Here is a 19,999-nt window from a genome sequence, read left to right on the forward strand (position 1 = left end):
ACCTCGCCGGAGTCGATTTATCGCCCTGCGGCGTGAAATGCTCCCGCGCATTCCCATATAAAACCGATGATCATCTTCACTCCCAATCCTCATTCCCTGCGGATCACACCGTCCGCTACGGAGCCCGGTCGGTTCGACTGGACGATCTGGAAGGACAAGGAGGTGGTGCAACGGTCACTCCGGTCCTTCGGCTCTGAAGGAGCCTCCGAGGCCGCCGGCGACACAGCCCTTCGGGCTGTGACTGCGACTTGGCAGAACGCGCGGTAGCGAGGCGCAACCGTCTCACGGGGCAACCCGACGGGGTGCGCCTTGCGATCTCATGCGTTGGAATCGCCTTTCATGAGGGAACCCGCGAGGCTGACTTTCCGCGCGAAGGTCGGCCGGGTTTCGCCATGGGTCGGTCGGGCATAGGTCTGGCGCGATTGCGCATAAATGGCTGCCCCGAGAGGGCCTTCCACGCCCGATAGGGCCGCCATCGTACAGGTCGCTCCCACCTTCAGGCCCAGTTCGTGTGTGTGGCTCCGACCATACAGGTAGGCCGCGAGGCGAGCCCGTACTTTCTCGGGAATATCGGCGATCAGGATCAGTAACTTTTCCGCATCGGCGCGATACACGCGACCGAGCAGATCGAGTGAGACCGGGCAGCCCTCGGCCTCCAGGTAGATCGGACGATCCATGATCACGATGACACCTGCCTCTCGGTAAAAGGCAGCTTGGTCAGGCGATGGTTAACCAAGTGTGAGCGACTGCGCTGCGTCGCCCGCGTGTCGACTCGCCGAATGTGCGCGTTGCCGCGCGGGCTCGGCCCTCGTCATCCCCATCCTGACCGCCAGGGCAACGAGGTCCGTATCGGTGCAGATGAGAGGCTGAAGGGGCTTTCAGCTTGAGATGGGCGAGGACGGCTGAGCTCTTCCCAAAGTCCGCTTTCAGGCATCGGGCCCAAAAGTCTGAACGGGCGGTTTGGGCCGTAGACGAAACGTCCGCTTCGGATCGGCAGGCCAATGTCCGCTTGCCGCCCGCCGCGGACCGTCCGCCTGGATCAAAAACCGAGACACAACCGGCCGGCGGCCCATCTGGCCGCAGCGCACACTTCCATGGTAGGCGCGGCTCCAGTTTCCTCGTCGCTTGCCTTCGGACGAACAGCCATGTCGCATGACCAGGTGCGGGTCGCCCGCGCACTCCTCTCCGTCTCGGACAAGGCCGGCCTCGTCGAATTCGCCACCGCCCTCGATCGGCTCGGCATCGCGCTCGTCTCCACCGGGGGCACCCACAAGGCCCTGCGCGCCGCCGGCCTCCCGGTCACCGAGGTCACCGAACTGACCGGCTTCCCCGAGATGATGGACGGGCGGGTGAAGACGCTCCATCCGGGCGTTCACGGGGGCCTGCTCGCGGTGCGCGACAACCCGGAGCATCAGGCGGCGCTCGCCGCCCACGGCATCCGGGCGATTGATCTCCTCGTCGTCAACCTCTACCCCTTCGAGGCCACCGTGGCGCAGGGCGCCGGATACGAGGCGTGCGTCGAGAACATCGACATCGGCGGCCCGGCCATGATCCGCGCCGCCTCGAAGAACCATGCCGACGTCGCCGTGGTGGTGGATGTGGCCGATTACGGCGCGCTCTTGAGCGAACTCGAGGCGCAGGGCGGCTCCTTGAACGAGCGCACCCGCCGCCGCCTCGCGCAGAAGGCCTATGCGCGCACCGCCGCCTACGACGCGGCCATCGCGAACTGGCTCGCCGGCCAGATCGAGCCCGATCCGGCCCCCGCTTACCGCGCCTTCGGCGGCAGCCTCGCCCAGTCGCTCCGCTACGGCGAGAACCCGCACCAGGCGGCCGCCTTCTATCGCCTGCCCGGTGCGCCCCGGCCAGGCGTGGCCACGGCGCGCCAGCTCCAGGGCAAGGAGCTGTCCTACAACAACCTCAACGACACCGACGCGGCCTACGAGTGCGTGGCCGAGTTCGACCCGACCCGCGCGGCGGCGGTGGCGATCATCAAGCACGCCAACCCGTGTGGCGTCTCGGAGGGCGCGAGCCTCGCCGAGGCCTACGAGCGGGCGCTCGCCTGCGATCCGACCTCGGCCTTCGGCGGCATCGTCGCCCTCAACCGAACCCTGGACGCCGAGGCCGCGCGGCGGATCGTCGAGATCTTCACGGAGGTCATCATCGCCCCGGACGCCACCGAGGAGGCGATCGCGATCGTGGCCGCCAAGAAGAACCTGCGCCTTCTGCTCGCCGACGGCCTGCCCGACCCGCGCGGGGCCGGCGAGACCGTGAAGACGCTCGCGGGCGGCCTCCTCGTGCAGGCGCGCGACGCGGCCGTGGTCGACGACATGCCGCTCCAGGTCGTGACGAGGCGGGCGCCGAGCGAGCGCGAATACGCCGACCTGCGCTTCGCCTACCGGGTGGCCAAGCACGTGAAGTCGAACGCCATCGTGTATGCGCGCGACGGCGCGACGGTGGGCATCGGCGCCGGGCAGATGTCGCGGGTGGATTCTTCGCGCATCGCCGCCTGGAAGGCGGCCGAGGGCGCCCGGCGCATCGGCGCGGCCGAGAGCCTCGCGAAGGGCTCCGTGGTAGCCTCCGACGCCTTCTTCCCCTTCGCGGACGGGCTGATCGCGGCGGCGGAAGCGGGCGCCACGGCCGTGATCCAGCCCGGCGGCTCCATGCGGGACGCCGACGTGATCAAGGCCGCCGACGAGGCCGGCCTCGCCATGGTCTTCACCGGGCACCGCCACTTCCGGCACTGACGCGGCCGGGCATCATCGCCCGCCGCAGCGACAGGACGATTGCCGCATGACCGACACGCCGAATCCGACCAGCCGCGCCGCGCGCCGCGCCGCCGGCAAACGCCTGCGCGAGCGGGTGACGCGCGAATCCCTCGGCCGCTGGGAGCCCGGCCCGCGGCGCGATCCGCTGGCGATCCTGCGGGCCGGCGATTCCGGCCGGCTCGGCCCCCTCGTCCCCTTGCGCTACGCGCGCATGCGCGAGAACGCCTTCGCGTTCCTGCGGGGCTCGGCCGCCGTGATGGCCGCCGATCTCGAAGGCGCCCCCGTTCCGGGCATCCCGGTCCAGGCCTGCGGCGACTGCCACATCGGCAATTTCGGCGTGTACCGCAGCCCCGAAGGGCAGACCCTGTTCGACATCAACGACTTCGACGAGACCCTGTGGAACGTCGATTTCACCGTCGACGTGAAGCGCCTCGCCGCCAGCGTGGCCCTGGCCGCCCTCCCGCGCGGCGAGGACAAGGCGCGCCGTGCCGCGAAGGCCAGCGCCCGCGCCTATCGCGAGCACATGCGCGAGCTGGCGAACCTGTCACCCCTGGCGATCTGGCACAGCCGCATCGACCTCGACCACGAGGTCGGGCGCCTGGGCGACGGCGACCTGTGCCGGCGCCTGCTCGCCGAGGCGACGGCCGAGAACGAGGACGGGTTGAGCCGGGGCGACGCCCCGAAGCTCGCCGTCTCGCCCGACCACACCGACCCGGAGGCCTGGCGCATCGCCGACAAGGCACCGACGATCTTCCACGAGGGGCCGGACGGGCTGACCGAGGCCGTGCGGGACGCCGAAGCGGCCCTGCTGGCCTATCCGCAGAGCCTCACCGCCGACCGCTGGACCCTGGTCTCGCACTACGCCCAGCGCGACGTCGCCTTCAAGGTGGTGGGGATCGGCTCGGTCGGCCTCGTCTGCGCGGTCGGAATCTACGCCGACGCGGACGGCGCGCCGCTGTTCCTGCAGATCAAGGAGGCCCGTCCCTCCGTCATCGGCCAGCTCGCGCTCCACCCGTTCTCGGTCCTGTCCGAGGGGCAGCGGGTGATCGACGGCCAGCGGATCATGCAGGCGGCGAGCGATCCCTTCCTGGGCACCACGTTCTCCGAGGCGAGCGGGCGCTCCTACTACGTGCGCCAGTTGAAGAACCGGAAGCTCTCGGCGGTCGGCGAGATCCTGTCCGAGAGCGGCGCCAAGGCCTATGCGCAGCTCTGCGGCACCACGCTCGCCCGTGCCCATGCCCGCTCGGGCGATGCGGTCATGATCGCCGGCTATCTCGGCAAGGGCTCGGCCTTCGACGAGGCGATCGCGGATTTCGCGATGACCTATGCCCGCCAGAGCATCAGCGACCACGCCCTGCTGCAACTCGATTACCAGACGGACCCCGAGAGCGGGGCGGCCTGAAACGAGAAGGGCCCCGCCGTATGGCGGGGCCCTTCCCTCCGAGCACCCGGTCTCAGCGAACCGGGTTCTCGTCGTAGGTGAAGATGTCGCGATCCTTGGTCTCCGGGATGAACAGGAGGCCGATGACGAAGGTCATCGTGGCGATCGCGATCGGGTACCACAGGCCGTTATAGATGTTGCCGGTCTGGGCCACGATGGCGAAGGAGGTGGCCGGCAGGAGGCCGCCGAACCAGCCGTTGCCGATATGGTAGGGCAGGGACATCGAGGTGTAGCGGATACGGGTCGGGAACAGCTCGACCAGGGCCGCCGCGATCGGGCCGTAGACCATCGTCACGTAGAGGACGAGGATCGTCAGGATGCCGATGACGATGAGCTTCTGGCCGGTGAAGATGTCGATCGGGTTGCTCGCCTTGACGATGGTGGCGTTGCCGGCGGGGGCCGGGTAGCCGGCGGCCGTCAGGGCGGCCGGCACCGCCTTGGCGAAGGTCGGGTCGGCCACGGGGAAGTCCTTGCCCGCGATGGTCACGATGGTGGGCGAGCCGGCCGCGACCGCCTCGGTGCTGTAGTTCACCGCGCTCCGGGCCAGCAGCGCCTTGGCGACGTCGCACTGCTCGGTGAACTTGGCCGTTCCCACCGGATTGAACTGGAACGAGCAGGAGGCCGGGTTCGTCTTGACCACCACCGGCACCGTGGACTGGGCCTGGTAGAGGGCCGGGTTGGCGTTGGCGGTGAGTTGCTCGAACAGCGGGAAGTAGGTGAGTGCCGCGATCAGGCAGCCGCCGAGGATGACCGGCTTGCGCCCGATCTTGTCGGAGAGCGCGCCGAAGAACAGGAACCCGCCGGTGGCCAGCAGCAGCGACCAGGCGATCAGCACGTTGGCGGTGAACTGGTCGACCTTCAGGATGCTCTGGAGGAAGAACAGGGCGTAGAACTGACCCGCATACCAGACCACGGCCTGACCGGCGGTGAGGCCGAGGAGCGCGAGCAGCGCCCACTTGGCGTTGCGCCACTGGCCGAAGGCCTCCGAGAGCGGCGCCTTCGAGTGCGTGCCCTCTTCCTTCATCTTCTTGAAGGCCGGGCTCTCGTTCATCTGCAGGCGGATCCAGACGGAGATGCCCAGGAGCACGCAGGAAACGAGGAACGGAATGCGCCAGCCCCAGGCCTGGAAGGCCGTGATGGTGGTCTGGGTGCCGTCGGCGGCGGTGGTCACGGTGGGGGCGTAGGCGCCGTTCACGTAGCCCTGCGTCGACAGGATGATGACCAGCGAGAGCAGCAGGCCGAGCGTGGCCGTGGTCTGGATGAACGCGGTGTAGAACCCGCGCCGGCCGCGCGGCGCGTGCTCGGCCACGTAGACCGCGGCCCCCCCGTACTCGCCGCCGAGCGCGAGGCCCTGGAGCATGCGCAGGGCCAGCAGGATCACCGGGGCGGCCCAGCCGATGCCGTAGCCGTTCAGCGTGTCGTAGGAGGGCAGCAGGCCGACGCAGAAGGTCGAGATGCCCATGATCAGGATGGTGATGAGGAAGGTGTGCTTGCGCCCGACCATGTCGCCGAGCCGCCCGAAGACCAGGGCGCCGAAGGGCCGGACCAGGAAGCCCGCCGCGAAGGCGAGCAGGGCGAAGATGTTGCGGGTCGCTTCCGGATAGGCCGAGAAGAACTGCGCGCCGATGATCGTCGCGAGCGATCCGTAGAGGTAGAAATCGTACCATTCGAAGACGGTACCGAGGGACGAGGCGAGGATGACCTTCTTCTCGCCCGGGCTCATTGGCCTCGTGGCCGTATCAGGAACGGGGATCGCGCTCGACGCAACCATGGGACGTTTCTCCGGATTCGTTCATGCCCGGGCGTAGGCCGCCCGTGACTGTTGGACCAACTTCGCGTGTGCCAACCCGTCGCCGGCCGACGGAGAGACGAACCTCCCGCGCCGCCGATCCGAACCATGCTGGATACGCCGGAGAAACGTTAAGCGAGGCCTTGATTTCGCCCAATAGCGAAAGGCGCGATCAAACTACCGAATTCAGATATTTTTCAACCATCGCCCAAGTATTTTTTGAGCGAGGCACGGATTAAAACCCGGCCTCGAAACGAGGACGGGCGCGGCTCGCGCCGCGCCCGTCGCTTCCAGAACTTCGCTGACGCGAAAGTCTCAGTGCGCGTGGGCTCCGTCGGCGCCGATGCCGGTCTCGGAGCGCACGAACTGCGCGTCGAACAGGGCCCGCTCGGCCTTGGCCCGGCGGGTGTTGTCGAGCTTCGAGACGACGAAGATCGTCAGGAAGGCCAGCGGCATCGAGAACAAAGCCGGGTTGTCGTAGGGGAAGATCGCCACCGGGTTGCCGAAGGTCGTCACCCAGACGGCCTTCGACAGGACCACCATGCCGACCGCCGCGATCAACCCGACGAGGCCACCGATGAGCGCGCCCCAGGTCGTGGTGCCCCTCCACAGGATGGACATGGTCAGGACCGGGAAGTTGCAGCTCGCCGCCACCGAGAAGGCGAGGCCGACCATGAAGGCGACGTTCTGGTTCTCGAAGACGTAGCCGAGATAGATCGCCACGATGCCGATGACGACGGCGGCGATCTTGGAGAGCCGGACCTCCGCCGCTTCGTTGGTGCGTCCGCGGGCGATCACCTGGGCGTAGAGGTCGTGACTGACCGCCGAGGCGCCGGCCAGCGTCAGGCCCGCCACCACCGCCAGGATGGTCGCGAAGGCCACGGCTGAGATGAAGCCCAGGAAGTAGGGGCCGCCGACCGCGTTGGCGAGGTTCACCGCCACCATGTTGGTGCCGCCGATCATGCCCTTGAGCTTGTCGAAGGCGCCGGCCGCATCGAGGTTGAAATAGGCCGGGTCCGACATCAGCAGCGCGATGCCGCCGAAGCCGATGATGAAGGTGAGGATGTAGAAATAGCCGATCAGGCCGGTGGCGTAGAACACCGACTTGCGGGCGGCCTGGGCGTCCGACACCGTGAAGAAGCGCATCAGGATATGCGGCAGGCCGGCGGTGCCGAACATCAGGCCGACGCCGAGCGAGATCGCCTCGATCGGATTGCTTACGAGGCCGCCCGGCGCCATGATCGCGTCACCCTTGGGGTGGGTGGCGACGGCGGCGGCAAACAGCGTCTCGGGGTTGAAGCCGTACCGGTAGAGCACCGCGCCGGCCATGAAGGTCGCGCCGCCGAGGAGCAGGCAGGCCTTGATCACCTGGACCCAGGTGGTCGCCTTCATGCCGCCGAAGGCCACGTAGACGATCATCAGCACGCCGACGATGACCACCGCGTAGAGGTAGGGCAGGCCGAACAGGAGCTGGATCAGCTTACCCGCGCCGACCATCTGGGCGATCAGGTAGAACGCCACGACCACCAGGGTGCCGGTGGCCGAGATGATGCGGATGGAGGTCTGGTCGAGACGGAAGCTCGCCACGTCCGCGAAGGTGAACTTGCCGAGGTTGCGCAGCCGCTCGGCGATGAGGAACAGCACGATCGGCCAGCCGACGAGGAAGCCGGTGGAGTAGATCAGGCCGTCGAAGCCGGAGGTGTAGACGAGGCCCGAGATGCCGAGGAACGAGGCGGCGGACATGTAGTCGCCCGCGATGGCCAGTGAGTTGGTGCCCGCCGAGATGCCGCCGCCCGCGGCGTAGAAATCGGCCGCCGACTTGGTGCCCTTGGCGGCCTTGTAGGTGATGCCGAGGGTGAAGAGCACGAAGAACGCGAACATGCCGATGGCCGGCCAGTTCGTCGCGGATTGCTTGACGGCGCCGAGGTCGGGGCCGGCCGCGTAGGCCGCCGTTGCGGCGAGCGCCGCGAGCGCGGTGCCGAGGACGATGGGGTGGCGCAGGCTGATCATCGGCCGAGATCCCGCTTGAGCGCGGCGGTCAGGTCGTCGAAGCGGCCGTTGGCGCGCCGGACGTAGATGCCGGTGAGGATGAAGGCGAGCACGATCACGGTGACGCCGAGGACGAGGCCGAGGGACGCGGTGCCGCCCCCGATCTTCACCGCGAGCAGCGCCTTGTCGAAGGCGATCAGCCCGATGAAGCCGAAATAGATCAGCAGCATGATGATGGTGAGCGTCCAGCCGAACCGCGTGCGTTCGTGCACGAGCTCCTGGAAGCGCGGGTTCTGCGCGATGCGCGCAGTCTCGATATCAGACATGACATGACCTCCCGAGGCGCCGGTCCCTGTCGGGACCGGCCTCCTGTTCCGATGAAGCTTGGATGTAGGCGTGAGCGCGCGCGGACATCCGTCTGGATGCTTGCGCGATCGGCGAATCCGGCGTCGTTCAGTGCGTCCGGTTCTGGCGATTCTCGATCAGGTCGTCGACCACCGCCGGCTCGGCGAGGGTGGAGGTGTCACCGAGGGACGAGAACTCGTCCTCGGCGATCTTGCGCAGGATGCGGCGCATGATCTTGCCCGAGCGGGTCTTGGGCAGTCCCGGCGCGAACTGGATCAGATCCGGCGAGGCGATCGGCCCGATATCCTTGCGGACCCAGGTCACGAGTTCCTTGCGCAGGTCGTCCGAGCCCTCCTCGCCCTCCATCAGGGTGACGTAGGCATAGATGCCCTGGCCCTTGAGGTTGTGCGGGTAGCCGACGACGGCGGCCTCGGAGACCTTCGGATGCGCTACGAGGGAGGATTCCACCTCCGCCGTGCCCATGCGGTGGCCCGAGACGTTGATGACGTCGTCGACGCGGCCGGTGATCCAGTAATAGCCGTCCGCGTCGCGGCGGCAGCCGTCACCGGTGAAGTAGTTGCCCGGATAGGTCGAGAAGTAGGTCTGCTCGAAGCGCTCGTGGTCGCCGTAGACCGTGCGCATCTGGCCGGGCCAGGAATCCTTGATGCAGAGGTTGCCCTCGCACGGCCCCTCGAGGGTCTTGCCCTCGGCATCGACCACAATGGGCTGCACGCCGAAGAACGGACGTGTGGCCGAGCCGGGCTTCAGCTTCGTGGCGCCCGGCAGCGGGGTGATGAGGATGCCGCCGGTCTCGGTCTGCCACCAGGTGTCCACGATGGGGCAGCGGGAGTCGCCGACGACCTTGTAGTACCAGTCCCAGGCCTCCGGGTTGATCGGCTCGCCCACGGAGCCGAGCACGCGCAAGGACGCCCGCGAGGTCTTCTTCACCGGGCCCTCGCCGCCGCCCATCAGGGAGCGGATCGCGGTCGGCGCGGTGTAGAAGATGTTGACCTTGTGCTTGTCGACCACGTCCCAGAAGCGGGAGTTCGACGGGTAGGTCGGGATGCCCTCGAACATCAGCGTGGTGGCGCCGTTGGCGAGCGGACCGTAGACGATGTAGCTGTGCCCCGTGACCCAGCCGACATCGGCCGTGCACCAGTAGACCTCGCCCTCGCGGTAATCGAAGACGTATTGATGCGTCATCGAGGCGTAGACGAGGTAGCCGCCGGTGGTGTGGACCACGCCCTTCGGCTGGCCGGTGGAGCCCGAGGTGTAGAGGATGAAGAGCGGGTGCTCGGCCTCGACCGGCTCGGCGGGGCACTCGTCCGTCACCTGCGCGGCGGCCTCGTCGTAATAGACGTCGCGGCCGGCCTCCATGGCGATCGACGAGCCGGTGCGGCGCACCACGACGACGTGGTCGACGCTGTCCTTCGGAAGGCGCGCGATCGCCGCGTCGACATTCGCCTTCAGCGGAACCTTGCGGCCACCCCGCAGGCCCTCGTCGGCGGTGATGACCATCTTCGAGGCACAGCCCTCGATGCGGCCGGCCAGAGAATCCGGCGAGAAGCCGCCGAAGACGATGGAGTGGATGGCGCCGAGGCGCGCGCAGGCGAGCATCGCGTAGGCGGCCTCGGGGATCATCGGCAGGTAGATCGTGACCCGATCGCCCTTCGAGACGCCGCGATTGCGCAGGACGTTGGCCATCCGGCCGACTTCGGAATGAAGCTGGCGGTAGGTGATGTGCTTGGACTCGTTCGGGTCGTCGCCTTCCCAGATGATCGCGACCTGATCGCCCCGGGTCGCGAGGTGCCGGTCGATGCAGTTATGGGCGACGTTCGTGCGGCCGTCCTCGAACCATTTGATCGCGATGCGGCCCGGCTCGAAGCTGGTGTCCTTCACCCGGGTGAAGGGCGTCATCCAATCGATGCGCTTGCCGTGTTCGCCCCAGAAAGCTTCCGGATCGTCTACGGAAGCACGGTACATGGCCTGATACTTGGTGTCGTCGACGTGAGCACCGCCGCTCCACGTCGAACGGACTTCCACCACCTTCTCGTCCATCGCGCTTTCCCTGTCGGTGCCCGATCGTATCGTGACTGTTCACGCAGCCGGGTCTTCCAAATACCGTCATAGGCACAAGGACATACCCGCTGCAAGCTCCGACCCGGCAAGTTTCCGGATAGACCAGGGATTCTGTCTTCGCGCGGCGTCAGTTGCAGCCGATGCAGATCCCCGTCTCGATCTTGCGGTCGAGCGTCTGCTGCCGGCGCGAGGCCTCGGCGGGGCGCTGTTCGGACGCGGCGCCACCCCCGCCCGGCGGCTTCGTGACACCCGTCGCGGTGATGTTGCGGAACTGGCCGGCGGAGCCGAGATTGCGCTCGCCGGAGAGGGTTCCGGCTTCCTGCGCCCGGGCGGCCGAAGGCAGCACGACGAAGGGGACCATCAGGGCGGCGGCGATCAAGATCTGGGTGCGCATCGGGATCTCCTGACTTTGAGATCCAACGCAGGCTCAGCCCCGGGGTTGCGCGGCGCGCTCAGGCCCGCCGGGTCGCGGCATCCACCGGAAACAGCATCTCCACCAGGGTCCCGTCGTCCTTGCGGCTGCTGATGCGGAACCGGCCGTGATTGGCCTCGACCAGGGCCTTGGTCAGCGGCAGGCCGAGGCCCGTTCCCTTGCGCGGGCCCACGGGCCGCACCTGACGGAAGGGCTGGAGCGCCACCTCGACCTCGTCGGCGGTCATGCCGATGCCCGTGTCGCGGACGCGCAGGGCGATCTCGCCCCGCTCCGCCATCATGGTCGAGACGATAACCTGCCCACCGGCCTCGGTGAACGCGATGGCGTTGGCGATGACGTTGAGGGCGGCCTGCCGCACCGAGCGCTCGTCGGCCATGAGCGGCGCGAGTTCGGAGGAGAAGCTGGTGCGCAGGACGATCCGTTCGCGCGCGGCCTGCGGCTGGAGCAGCGAGACGCAGCGGGCGACCACGTCGTTCAGCGGGATTTCGGTCAGGGTCAGGTCGAGGCGCCCGGCCTCGATGCGCGCGAGGTCGAGCAGGTCGTTGACGAGATCGAGCACGTGCGTGCCGGAGGCGTGGATGTCCTGCAGGTAGGAGCGGTAGCGCTCGGACCCGAGGGGGCCGAACTGCTCGTTGATCATCAGGTCGGCGAAACCCAGGATCCCGTTGATCGGCGTGCGGATCTCGTGGCTGACCTGGGCCAGGAAATCCGACTTCTGCAGGTTGGCCGCCTCGGCGACCCGGCGCCCGTCGGACGCCTCCTCCTCGCGCCGGCTCCCGGGGGAGGCGTCGATCACGGCGCAGAGGCGGTTCTGCGGATCCTCGCTGAGCGGCAGGACCTTGACACGAAGGGCCGCCCCGGTGGCGCGCGCGACGACGCGGGCGGGCGCGAGCGGCGCCGCACCGGGCTCAGCATGCAGGCGGGCCAGCAAGTCGACGGCGTTCTCGTGCGCGAACAGGCCGAGGAAGCTCGCGCCCACCACCTCGCGGGGGTCGAGGCCGAAGAGGGCGGCGGCGCTGCGGTTCAGCGTCAGGATGCGGGCCTGCGCGTCGAGGGTCGCGATCCCGTCTTCCAGGCTGTCGAGGACGCCGAGGGCGTCCACCGCGCGGCGGTCCGCGAGCCCTTGCGCGATCGCGGCGGCCGCATCGGCACGGACGGTCTCGCTCGGCTCGGCGTCGCGGGCGAGCAGCAATTCGGCGGGCTGCCCCGCCCAATCGAGGACCGAGTGCTCGATCAGCGCGGACAGGCGGCCGCCGTCGCGTCCGGCGAGCACCACGGGCGTGTCGCCGGATTCCCGCGCGTGCGGCAGGAGTCCGCGAAACAGGCGCTCGATCCCGCCAGCCGAATCCAGGGCCTCCACATCCGCGTGACCGGTCAGGTCCAGGAGGCGGCGATTGGCGAACAGAATGCGGTTCTCGCGATAGACCAGCACACCGGCGGGCAGGCGCTCGAGGGTCGCCACCATCGCGGCATCGGGGAGCGTCGTCCCGGGATCGGGGGTTCGTGCCGCCGGGACGGGAAACGGCATGACGGCGCAGGGCAGGCCCCGCTCCTGCGGCTCCGCGCGCCCGTCGTCGCCGGCGAACCGCGCGCCGAGGGCCCGCGCGATCTCGCGGAAGGCCGCGTGTTCGTGGCTCGACAGGGTGGCGTCGATCGATGACGCGGCGGGCGCCGCTTCGGGGACATCGACATCGGAGGATTCGGCTTGAGAGGATTCGGCTTCGGCCGCGTCCGGGGGGAGGGGCTCCGGCACGCCCTCCAGAACCGGCACGGCCGCCTCCACCGGGCCCGGTCGTGCCTCGATGACGACCGGTGATGCCGTGACCGCAGGTGGCGCCGTCTCTTCCTTGGGGGGCGAGACCGCGCGGACCTGGCCGAATCCGCGAAATTCACGGCCGCCGCGCTCGGTCGGCGAGCCCGAGAGTTCGAGCTCGATCACGGTGCCGTCCGCCGCGAGCAGCGTCACGGGAATTGCCCGGAAGGTCCGTGATTGCGACAGGGCAGCGATCAGCCCTTCCGCGTCGCGCAGCACGCCGATCTCGGACAAGACCTGCCAGGAACGGCCGAGCATGCGCTCGCGCAGGGGGTCGCCGGGCGGACGGGACAGGTCGGACACGGTGCCGTCGGCGCCGCTGCGCCAGGTGAAGCGCTGGCGCGCTGTCGGGATGGGCGCCGCATCGGCGCTCGCCGGAGCAACGTCCTGCGGGGCGGCCGGCGCGTCGCGCGCCACATCGGTATCCGCCGGGAGGACATCCGACACCGCCGTCGCGGTGGCCGGCGGCGCGGACGCGGATGACGGACGCCGCAGCCGGGGCAGGGGACCGGTCGCCAATAGGATCACGATGCCGCGACCATCCTCGGTCTCGCTGCGGACCAACGTCACCAGGGCCGGAGGCGCGACACGGCGGGGGTCGAGGTGGAGGCGCATCAGGAGCGGCGCGTCCGGCCTCGATTGCGTCCGCGCGATCTGTTCGCCGATGCGCGAGCCGGGAACGAGGCGACCGTCCGGTCCGGCGATCGCCTGCCGCAGATCGCGCGCGGCCTCCGAGGCGTGAAGCACCCGCTCGCCGGCCGCGTCGAGGACCAGCACCACCGCCCCCGCATCGCACAAGCGTGCGGCGAGGGGCGAATCGGTCCCGGCCGCGCGCAGCATCCACCGGGCCGCCGCCTCGGCTTCCAGATCCGGCCCTGAACCCCCGCTGTCGAACATCCGCACCTGTTTCGCGTGACGATTTTTGAGACCTGACAGCCTTTTTACTGCGTTGCGGCCTTCCCGGAAGCCATGAAGCGGGACGACGCGCGTTTACCTGTTGTCAACCTTAATGCACCCGACCAGGGTGGCATAGGGCTGGGCCTGTGCTATTGTGCAGCGCACAACAAGCCATCAACAAGTCTGATCGAGGAGAGGACAATGACCAGCACCCCGAACTACGAAGTTCCCGCCGAGATGCGCGATTTCGCCGAGAAGAGCGTCGATCAGGCGCGCAAGGCGTTCGATTCGTTCATCAGCGCCGCCCGCCGCACCGCCGACACCGTGCAGGGTTCCGCCGAGGTGGCCCGCACCAACGCCCACGACGTTTCCGCGCGCGGCTTCGAGTTCGCCGAGCAGAACGTGACGGCGGCCTTCGATCTCGCCCAGAAGCTGGTGCGCTCGCGCGACCTCCAGGAGGCCATGCAGCATCAGGCCGAGTTCGTTCGCAGCCAGTTCGCCGCGATCCAGGCCCAGGCCAAGGAGTTCGGCGGCCTCGCGCAGACCGCGATCCAGCAGAGCGCCGAGAAGGCCAAGGGCGCCATGCAGGAGAGCGCCGAGCACGCCCGCAAGGCGATGGAGCAGGGCACCGAGGCCGCCCGCAAGGCCGGCAGCGATGCCGAGCAGGCCATGCGGAACGCCACGAACTCCTGATCCGGACGTCGGCGCCGCCCCGTGCGGCGCCCGAACCGACAGCCCGTTCCGTCGCGCGGAGCGGGCTGTTTTCATGTGTGGGCCCGCGCTTGCCCCGGGCGGGCCCGTCTCATAACCCTGGCGGCCACCGAATCCGCGCCTCCCGCGCGGCGGTCGACGCTGTCGAGAAGGGCGGGATGCCATGCGACTTGTCACGCGAATCAGTCTGATCCTCACGCTCCTGGCCGGCCTCTTCGCGGCCCAGGGCGCGAGCGCACAATATTACGACGACGGCTACGATCGTCCGCCGCCGCGCCGGGCCTACGACGAGCGCCGCCTGCCGCCGCGCCCGGATTACGGGGACGAGCGCTACGCCCGCCCGGCCCCGCGCCGGACCGTCGGCCTCAACTGCGATGCCGTGCAGTCGGGCCTCAGCGGCCTCCAGCCGTATTCCTGCCCCCTGCCGGGACCACGCCCGCTCGGCGCGCGCTGCTTCTGCGACATGCCGATCGCGCCGCTGAGTTCGCCCCAGACCGCCGTCGGCCGCGTCGTTCCCTGATCGCCCGTCCGTCCCCGACACGTGAAAACCGCGCCGTCCGGTAGGACGACGCGGCTCTCGTGTTCGGGGATTTCGGATCGGATCAGTTCAGGACGACGACCTTCGCGCCGACCTTCACGCGCTCGTACAGGTCGGTGACGTCGTCGTTGGTCATCCGGATGCAGCCCGAGGAGACAGCCTGACCGATCGTGTCCGGCTCGTTGGAGCCGTGGATGCGGTACTCGGTGTTGCCGATATACATGGCGCGGGCGCCGAGCGGGTTCTCGACACCGCCCGCCATGTAGCGCGGCAGGTCGGGGCGGCGGGCGATCATCGCGGCCGGCGGGGTCCAGGACGGCCATTCCTTCTTGGCCGTGACGGTCTTGACGCCGGACCAGGTGAAGCCCGGGCGGCCGACGCCGACACCGTAGCGGATGGCCTCGCCGTTCGGCATCACGAAGTACAGGCGCCGCTCGGCGGTCGAGACCACCACCGTGCCGGGCTTGTAGTTGCCGTTGAAGGCCACGATCTCGCGGGGAATCGGAGCCACCTGGGCCTGGGGTGCCGCCTGGACGCCCTGGCCGACGGTGCCCTGGTAGCCGTAGGGATCGTCGGTGGCGCGGCCATAGGCGTAGGCCGGATCGCCGTAGGTCTCGTCGCCGGCGTTGCTGCCGAACGGATCGTAGGGGTTTGCGAGAACCGGGCTCGTCGAGAGCGCGCAGACACCGAGTATGCCCACGAGGGCGGTCGCCAAGGTCTTCATCGTGGATACCTTACCTATGCCGTAACCTTTGCTATACAAGCGTAGGCGTGGGCCAGTGGTTCCACGGGACCTTGACGATTTCGTCATCTTCATGGCGGCGACATGGATCGTGCCGCCGGAATGCTCGGTCCGGACACTCAGAAGACCTCGTCGGTATGGACGTCGAAGCGGGCGAGGTGCGCGTAGCCGAAATTCGTGGTGATCGCGACGTCGGTGGCGTCCCGGCCCCGGGCCATGACGATGCGGCCGATGCGCGGCGTGTTGTGGCGGGCATCGAAGGTGTACCAGTTGCCGTCGAGATAGACCTCGAACCAGGCCGAGAAGTCCATCGGATCGGGCACGGGCGGAATCCCGATATCGCCGAGATATCCCGTGCAGTAGCGGGCCGGGATGTTCATGCAGCGGCAGAACGCGACGGCGAGATGCGCGAAATCGCGGCAGACGCCCTGGCGCTGCATGAACCCGTCCCAGGCGGTGCGCGTGGCGTCGGCGCACATGTAGTCGAAGCGGATGCGGTCATGGACGTAGTCGCAGATCGCCTGCACGCGGCCCCAGCCCAGCGGCGTGCCGCCGAACAGCGACCATGCGGTCTCGGAGAGCTTGTCGGTGTCGCAGTAACGGCTGCCGAGAAGATAGACGAGGACCTCGTTGGGTAGGTTCTGCACCTCGATCTGCTGCGCGTAGGGTGCGTAGGCGTCGGGCTGACCGGAATCCTGCACCACGAAATCCGCCGAGATGGTCAGGCGGCCCGGCGGCGTCACGATGCGCGTGCAGATGTTGTCGAAGCTGTCGCGGTAATCCTGGGACGGGATCGGCGGATCGAAGCTGATCACGTGCGGGGTCAACACGTCCGGCATCCGCGAGGGATGCACGCTGAGCGCGAGGATCATGGGCGTCGGCTGAACCGATTCGAAGGCGATGTCGAACCCAGTCCTGATCTTCATGACAACCACCTGATCCTGTCGAGGAATGAACGCCGTGTTCTCATGCCCGGGCGGCTCGTGGCCGCGTCCGGTTCGTCAACGCACCAGTTTCGGTTCCGTCGCCCAGCCGCCCGCGGCGCCGGCCTCGACTTCGTCGACCTGGACATCCACCGTCATCCCGAGATCGTCGGCGGGAAATCCGAAGAACGAACCGTGCAGCGGCACGGCCTGTCGCGGATCGCGCGCCACCGCGACGCGGATCAGGTCGCGATTGCCGACGATGCCGTTCGTCGGATCGAACTCGATCCACCCCGCACCCGGCAGGTAGACCTGCACCCAAGCATGAGTCGAGCCACCGCCGACGTGGCGGTCGCGGTCGCCCCGGGGGTTGTAGAGGTAGCCGGAGACGAAGCGGGCCGCCATGCCCAGCGCCCGCACGGCCTCGATCATCAGGACCGCGAAGTCGCGGCAGCTGCCGCGCTTCAGCCGCAGTGTCGTGACCGGGTCCTGGACGCCCTTCTCGGAGCGGGCGAGATACGCGAAGTTGCGGCGCACGCTGCGGGTCATCTCGGCCAGCAGGTCCTGCGTCCCGATCCGCCCCGCCGCGGGCACGAAGCCGCGCGCCCAGGCATCGACCTCGTTGCGCGGGTCGGAATATTGCCGCTCCATCGCGCGGCTGAGATCGGGGATGTCCTCCGCGCTGTAGCCGAAGGGGTAGAAGGCCGCGTGCGCCGAGATCGGGAAGACCGGCGCGGATTCCGGCGTATGGTCGAGGGTGATCGCACATTCGAAGGTCAGCGTGGCGGCCCGCCCCGTGAAGGACGCCACCGCGACGCAGTTGCCGAACACGTCGTGGAGCCAGCGCAGGCCACTCGGCTCCGGCGTGATCTTCAGGGTCGCGGAGATGAGGCGCTGATCGTAGCTGTCGCGCGGCCGGAAGAGGATGCGGTGCTCGCCGAAGGCCACGGGCTGCCGGTAGCGGTAGATCGTGACGTGGCAGACGGAGAGGATCGGCAAGACGAGGGGCTCCACCACGCCGGGGGCGCGGCCGTGTCGGCGCGGACGTTGAGCGACGGGAATGCAAGAGGTGCGCCGGACAGGCAAGTCGCCGGGAACGTCCCCGGACCGGCGCCGGTGCGCCTCACGGAACGATCGGCTGCCGCTCCGTGGTCGCGCGCTCGGCCTCGACCAGGAGGTCGAACGGACGCCAGGGCTTCGGGATGAAGACTGCCTGGGGCGGCAGGTTGGCGGGCCGTTCCGCACGCCGGCCGGACGTGACGACCATCCGGGCCGTGGGCCAGAGCAGCGCGATGGCGGCCGCGAGTTGCAGGCCATCCATCGGGCCGGCGAGCCGCACATCCGCGAAGACGAGCGCGACCTCGCCGCCCCGCTCCCGCATGATGGCGAGGGCCGCCTCGGCGCTGTCACAGCCGACCACACTGAGATCCGTGTCGCCGAGCAGGGCTTCGGCGAGGTTCCGGGTCGCCTCGTCGTCCTCCACCACCAGGGCGACGCGGCCGGATTTCGGCGTCGCCGCCGGCTCGGGCTGAACCTGCCGCACCAGGGTCGCGAGGTGTTCGGGCACGCCTTCGGCGATCAAGTCGTCGTAGAAGGCCGCCAGCGCCTGCCCGATCCGGTCGAGCGACAGGCCGGGGCTGAGGGTGTCCGCCAGGGCCACCGGACGCACGGCCGGGGATCGCTTCGGCGTTGGGCCATTCGTGTCCGACAAGCGAGGCCTCCGACATCCGTGACTCGAAACGCGCCCCCGACGGGCCGCACGGACATTAAAGCCGGGAGATGACGGTCAGTTGCCGGAAATCATCCCGCCGGCCGTCAGCCATGCGCATTTTATCGAACATGCGCTTTTTATCGAAGGCCCACGCGCTTTCCCGCGCGGAGCCCCGTACGTGTCGGCGGGACGCGGCGCGTCAATCCACCGCCGCGTCGGCATAGGCCATGATGCCCGCCACCGAGCGGACGTCGCGGTAGCGCGCGCCCCGGGTGCTCATCATGGCCTCGAACTTCTCGTGGACCTGCGCGACCGACAGGCTGACAGCCTTGCGGCGCCCGCGCTGGGCGGCGAAGAAGATCGACTTGTTGGCCCGCGCCGGGCCCGGCAGCATCTGCGCCGCGGCGGCCTTGGGCTTGTCCATCACGCTGGCGAGGAAATCCTCGGCATCGTCGGGGCCGAGGAAGTGGGCGAGGTAGACCTCGCCGAGGGTGAGTTCGCGGCCGATGCGCAGGGCGATGCGGGCGGCGTCGCGCTTCAGCATCTCGCCGGCCATCAGGGCCGAGAGGTAGGGGTCGCGGCGCATCTCCAGCAGTCGGGTGCGCTCGGCGGCATCGGTCACGGTCGGGCGTCCGTTGTCGCCGGCCACCACCAGGGCCGCATCGGCGGCCAGACCGTATTTCGGTCCGAAATCGCGGATCACGCCGAGCCAGGTCCGCTCGATGAACTGGAACAGGCCCGTGGCCGACGAGGTCTGCGCCTGGACCTCGGTCTTGAAGCTGGATTCCTTGTCGGCGACCGCCATCAGCAGCACGGGATCGGTCTGCACCGCCTGCGCGGCGCGGATGATCTTCTGGACGAGGTGGCGGCGGATCTTCATCGGCCCGAATTCGAGCACGTCGTTCGGGTCGCCGACCGCGCTCTCGTTGAGCAGGTAATCGTAGGAGACCCGGTCGACCGCGTTGGAGCCGAGCTCGGTGTCGAGGTCGTGGACCGCCGCGAAGGCGGAGGAGGCCGTGATCACGGCGGGCGTCGACGGCACGGACGGGGCGGAGGCCTGGAGCACCACGGGCACCGGCTGGATGCGCGGCTTCGGCATGGTGATCTCGGTCATCGCCTGGGCGGACTGGACGACGCCGGCTTCCGGTCCGATCCCGTAGGAGAGCGCGGCGCCGAGACCGCCGGCCAGGAGCAGCATCGAGAGCACGGAACGGGTCAGGGCCGGGCGGCTGCCATGGTCATGGCCGACGCGGCCGCCGAGGGTCAGGGCATCCGACGAGGCCGACAGGGTGGCCGATCCGGAGCGCGATGCCAGCGGGCCCTTGGCGAGGGGAGACTGGGAGAAGGGAGATTTGGCGAAGGCGGTCCGCGATGATCCGACGTTTCGACCCTGCATCTGCGCGTTCCAACCCCGTTTCCTGCGACGGGTTGAGATTAGCTTGACAGATGTGGCGACAACACGGCCCGGTTTGAGGCAATCCCGTGGCAAGTTTGGCACGGTGTCGAGAGCGTTTTTCGCACAACGCCGTATCTCGCCCGCACGAGGATTGACAGACGCGGACTCTATCGGATGCAAATCGAACGCCGAGCGCGGTCTCGCTCACGCGGGACCGCCATCCATTCAACGATGTCGGCGAAACGGAATGGTACCACTGCCCCGGCTCGAACGGGGGACCTCTTGATCCACAATCAAGCGCTCTAACCAACTGAGCTACAGCGGCACTGCGGGCGATCTATCCCGAGCCGCGCCGCATTTCAAGCCGCCTTCGCCGGATCGCCGGCAAAAGTGTGGATTGACCCGCGCGATGCCGGCGCGGTCGACG

At 68.7% G+C, this 19,999-nt stretch carries 16 protein-coding genes and 1 tRNA gene; 4 read left to right on the forward strand and 13 right to left on the reverse strand.

The window, feature by feature from the left end:
* Positions 1-317: 317 nt before the first annotated feature.
* On the reverse strand, positions 318-677 hold the full coding sequence (locus MKK54_RS10410; RefSeq protein ID WP_244010720.1) for a hypothetical protein: 360 nt from the start codon (positions 675-677) through the stop codon (positions 318-320).
* A gap of 468 nt (positions 678-1,145) precedes the next feature.
* On the opposite strand from MKK54_RS10410, the gene purH reads away from it, so the two are divergent.
* On the forward strand, positions 1,146-2,744 hold the full coding sequence (gene purH, locus MKK54_RS10415) for a bifunctional phosphoribosylaminoimidazolecarboxamide formyltransferase/IMP cyclohydrolase (protein ID WP_244010721.1): 1,599 nt from the start codon (positions 1,146-1,148) through the stop codon (positions 2,742-2,744).
* A 46-nt stretch (positions 2,745-2,790) separates the two neighbouring features.
* Positions 2,791-4,167: a DUF2252 domain-containing protein gene (locus MKK54_RS10420; protein WP_244010722.1), complete on the forward strand. Its 1,377-nt coding sequence runs from the start codon at positions 2,791-2,793 to the stop codon at positions 4,165-4,167.
* Positions 4,168-4,219: 52 nt separating this feature from the next.
* Here the strand turns inward: MKK54_RS10420 and MKK54_RS10425 are convergent, their stop codons facing one another.
* The 6 genes from MKK54_RS10425 to MKK54_RS10450 all read right to left on the reverse strand — a co-directional run bounded on the left by MKK54_RS10425 (position 4,220) and on the right by MKK54_RS10450 (position 13,551).
* On the reverse strand, positions 4,220-5,929 hold the full coding sequence (locus MKK54_RS10425; RefSeq protein WP_244010723.1) for an MFS transporter: 1,710 nt from the start codon (positions 5,927-5,929) through the stop codon (positions 4,220-4,222).
* Between the two features lie 381 nt (positions 5,930-6,310).
* Positions 6,311-8,005: a cation acetate symporter gene (locus MKK54_RS10430; protein ID WP_244010724.1), complete on the reverse strand. Its 1,695-nt coding sequence runs from the start codon at positions 8,003-8,005 to the stop codon at positions 6,311-6,313.
* The gene (locus MKK54_RS10435; RefSeq protein ID WP_244010725.1) at positions 8,002-8,310 is read right to left on the reverse strand and encodes a DUF485 domain-containing protein; all 309 of its coding nucleotides are present in this window, start codon (positions 8,308-8,310) and stop codon (positions 8,002-8,004) included. Before MKK54_RS10435 ends, MKK54_RS10430 begins: the two co-directional genes overlap by 4 nt.
* Positions 8,311-8,437: 127 nt before the next feature.
* Positions 8,438-10,387 (reverse strand): acetate--CoA ligase, encoded by a 1,950-nt coding sequence (gene acs / locus MKK54_RS10440; RefSeq protein WP_244010726.1) that lies wholly within the window; start codon positions 10,385-10,387, stop codon positions 8,438-8,440.
* 148 nt (positions 10,388-10,535) lie between these two features.
* Positions 10,536-10,802: a hypothetical protein gene (locus tag MKK54_RS10445; RefSeq protein ID WP_244010727.1), complete on the reverse strand. Its 267-nt coding sequence runs from the start codon at positions 10,800-10,802 to the stop codon at positions 10,536-10,538.
* Between the two features lie 58 nt (positions 10,803-10,860).
* Positions 10,861-13,551, reverse strand: a complete 2,691-nt coding sequence (locus MKK54_RS10450; protein WP_244010728.1) for a PAS domain-containing sensor histidine kinase — start codon at positions 13,549-13,551, stop codon at positions 10,861-10,863.
* Positions 13,552-13,752: 201 nt separating this feature from the next.
* Between MKK54_RS10450 and MKK54_RS10455 the strand changes: the two genes are divergently transcribed.
* Both MKK54_RS10455 and MKK54_RS10460 read left to right on the forward strand, forming a co-directional pair.
* Positions 13,753-14,244 carry a phasin gene (locus MKK54_RS10455; RefSeq protein ID WP_244010729.1) on the forward strand — a complete coding sequence of 164 codons (492 nt, stop codon included), beginning with the start codon at positions 13,753-13,755 and terminating at the stop codon, positions 14,242-14,244.
* 181 nt (positions 14,245-14,425) lie between these two features.
* Positions 14,426-14,782: a hypothetical protein gene (locus tag MKK54_RS10460; RefSeq protein ID WP_244010730.1), complete on the forward strand. Its 357-nt coding sequence runs from the start codon at positions 14,426-14,428 to the stop codon at positions 14,780-14,782.
* A gap of 82 nt (positions 14,783-14,864) precedes the next feature.
* Here the strand turns inward: MKK54_RS10460 and MKK54_RS10465 are convergent, their stop codons facing one another.
* From MKK54_RS10465 to MKK54_RS10490, 6 genes are all read right to left on the reverse strand, one after another.
* On the reverse strand, positions 14,865-15,524 hold the full coding sequence (locus MKK54_RS10465; protein WP_244010731.1) for a L,D-transpeptidase: 660 nt from the start codon (positions 15,522-15,524) through the stop codon (positions 14,865-14,867).
* Positions 15,525-15,661: 137 nt separating this feature from the next.
* The gene (locus MKK54_RS10470) at positions 15,662-16,468 is read right to left on the reverse strand and encodes a transglutaminase-like domain-containing protein (protein ID WP_244010732.1); all 807 of its coding nucleotides are present in this window, start codon (positions 16,466-16,468) and stop codon (positions 15,662-15,664) included.
* A gap of 75 nt (positions 16,469-16,543) precedes the next feature.
* The gene (locus MKK54_RS10475; RefSeq protein WP_244010733.1) at positions 16,544-17,464 is read right to left on the reverse strand and encodes a transglutaminase family protein; all 921 of its coding nucleotides are present in this window, start codon (positions 17,462-17,464) and stop codon (positions 16,544-16,546) included.
* A 124-nt stretch (positions 17,465-17,588) separates the two neighbouring features.
* The gene (locus MKK54_RS10480) at positions 17,589-18,095 is read right to left on the reverse strand and encodes a response regulator (protein ID WP_244010810.1); all 507 of its coding nucleotides are present in this window, start codon (positions 18,093-18,095) and stop codon (positions 17,589-17,591) included.
* Positions 18,096-18,375: 280 nt separating this feature from the next.
* Positions 18,376-19,572, reverse strand: coding sequence for a transglycosylase SLT domain-containing protein (locus MKK54_RS10485; RefSeq protein WP_244010734.1), 1,197 nt, complete (start codon positions 19,570-19,572; stop codon positions 18,376-18,378).
* Positions 19,573-19,820: 248 nt separating this feature from the next.
* Positions 19,821-19,897, reverse strand: a tRNA-His gene (locus MKK54_RS10490).
* Positions 19,898-19,999 lie beyond the last annotated feature (102 nt).

Source organism: Methylobacterium sp. J-068 (assembly GCF_022829445.1).
In the GTDB taxonomy this organism is placed as follows: Bacteria; Pseudomonadota; Alphaproteobacteria; order Rhizobiales; family Beijerinckiaceae; genus Methylobacterium.

Excerpts from the sequence above, each read along its gene's own strand:
- purH (WP_244010721.1), top strand. The coding sequence starts at position 1,146 with ATGTCGCATGACCAGGTGCGGGTCGCCCGCGCACTCCTCTCCGTCTCG.
- MKK54_RS10470 (WP_244010732.1), bottom strand. The coding sequence starts at position 16,468 with ATGAAGATCAGGACTGGGTTCGACATCGCCTTCGAATCGGTTCAGCCG.
- MKK54_RS10485 (WP_244010734.1), bottom strand. The coding sequence starts at position 19,572 with ATGCAGGGTCGAAACGTCGGATCATCGCGGACCGCCTTCGCCAAATCT.
- acs (WP_244010726.1), bottom strand. The coding sequence starts at position 10,387 with ATGGACGAGAAGGTGGTGGAAGTCCGTTCGACGTGGAGCGGCGGTGCT.
- MKK54_RS10425 (WP_244010723.1), bottom strand. The coding sequence starts at position 5,929 with ATGAGCCCGGGCGAGAAGAAGGTCATCCTCGCCTCGTCCCTCGGTACC.
- MKK54_RS10410 (WP_244010720.1), bottom strand. The coding sequence starts at position 677 with ATGGATCGTCCGATCTACCTGGAGGCCGAGGGCTGCCCGGTCTCACTC.
- MKK54_RS10430 (WP_244010724.1), bottom strand. The coding sequence starts at position 8,005 with ATGATCAGCCTGCGCCACCCCATCGTCCTCGGCACCGCGCTCGCGGCG.
- MKK54_RS10445 (WP_244010727.1), bottom strand. The coding sequence starts at position 10,802 with ATGCGCACCCAGATCTTGATCGCCGCCGCCCTGATGGTCCCCTTCGTC.
- MKK54_RS10460 (WP_244010730.1), top strand. The coding sequence starts at position 14,426 with ATGCGACTTGTCACGCGAATCAGTCTGATCCTCACGCTCCTGGCCGGC.
- MKK54_RS10450 (WP_244010728.1), bottom strand. The coding sequence starts at position 13,551 with ATGTTCGACAGCGGGGGTTCAGGGCCGGATCTGGAAGCCGAGGCGGCG.
- MKK54_RS10455 (WP_244010729.1), top strand. The coding sequence starts at position 13,753 with ATGACCAGCACCCCGAACTACGAAGTTCCCGCCGAGATGCGCGATTTC.
- MKK54_RS10435 (WP_244010725.1), bottom strand. The coding sequence starts at position 8,310 with ATGTCTGATATCGAGACTGCGCGCATCGCGCAGAACCCGCGCTTCCAG.
- MKK54_RS10465 (WP_244010731.1), bottom strand. The coding sequence starts at position 15,524 with ATGAAGACCTTGGCGACCGCCCTCGTGGGCATACTCGGTGTCTGCGCG.
- MKK54_RS10420 (WP_244010722.1), top strand. The coding sequence starts at position 2,791 with ATGACCGACACGCCGAATCCGACCAGCCGCGCCGCGCGCCGCGCCGCC.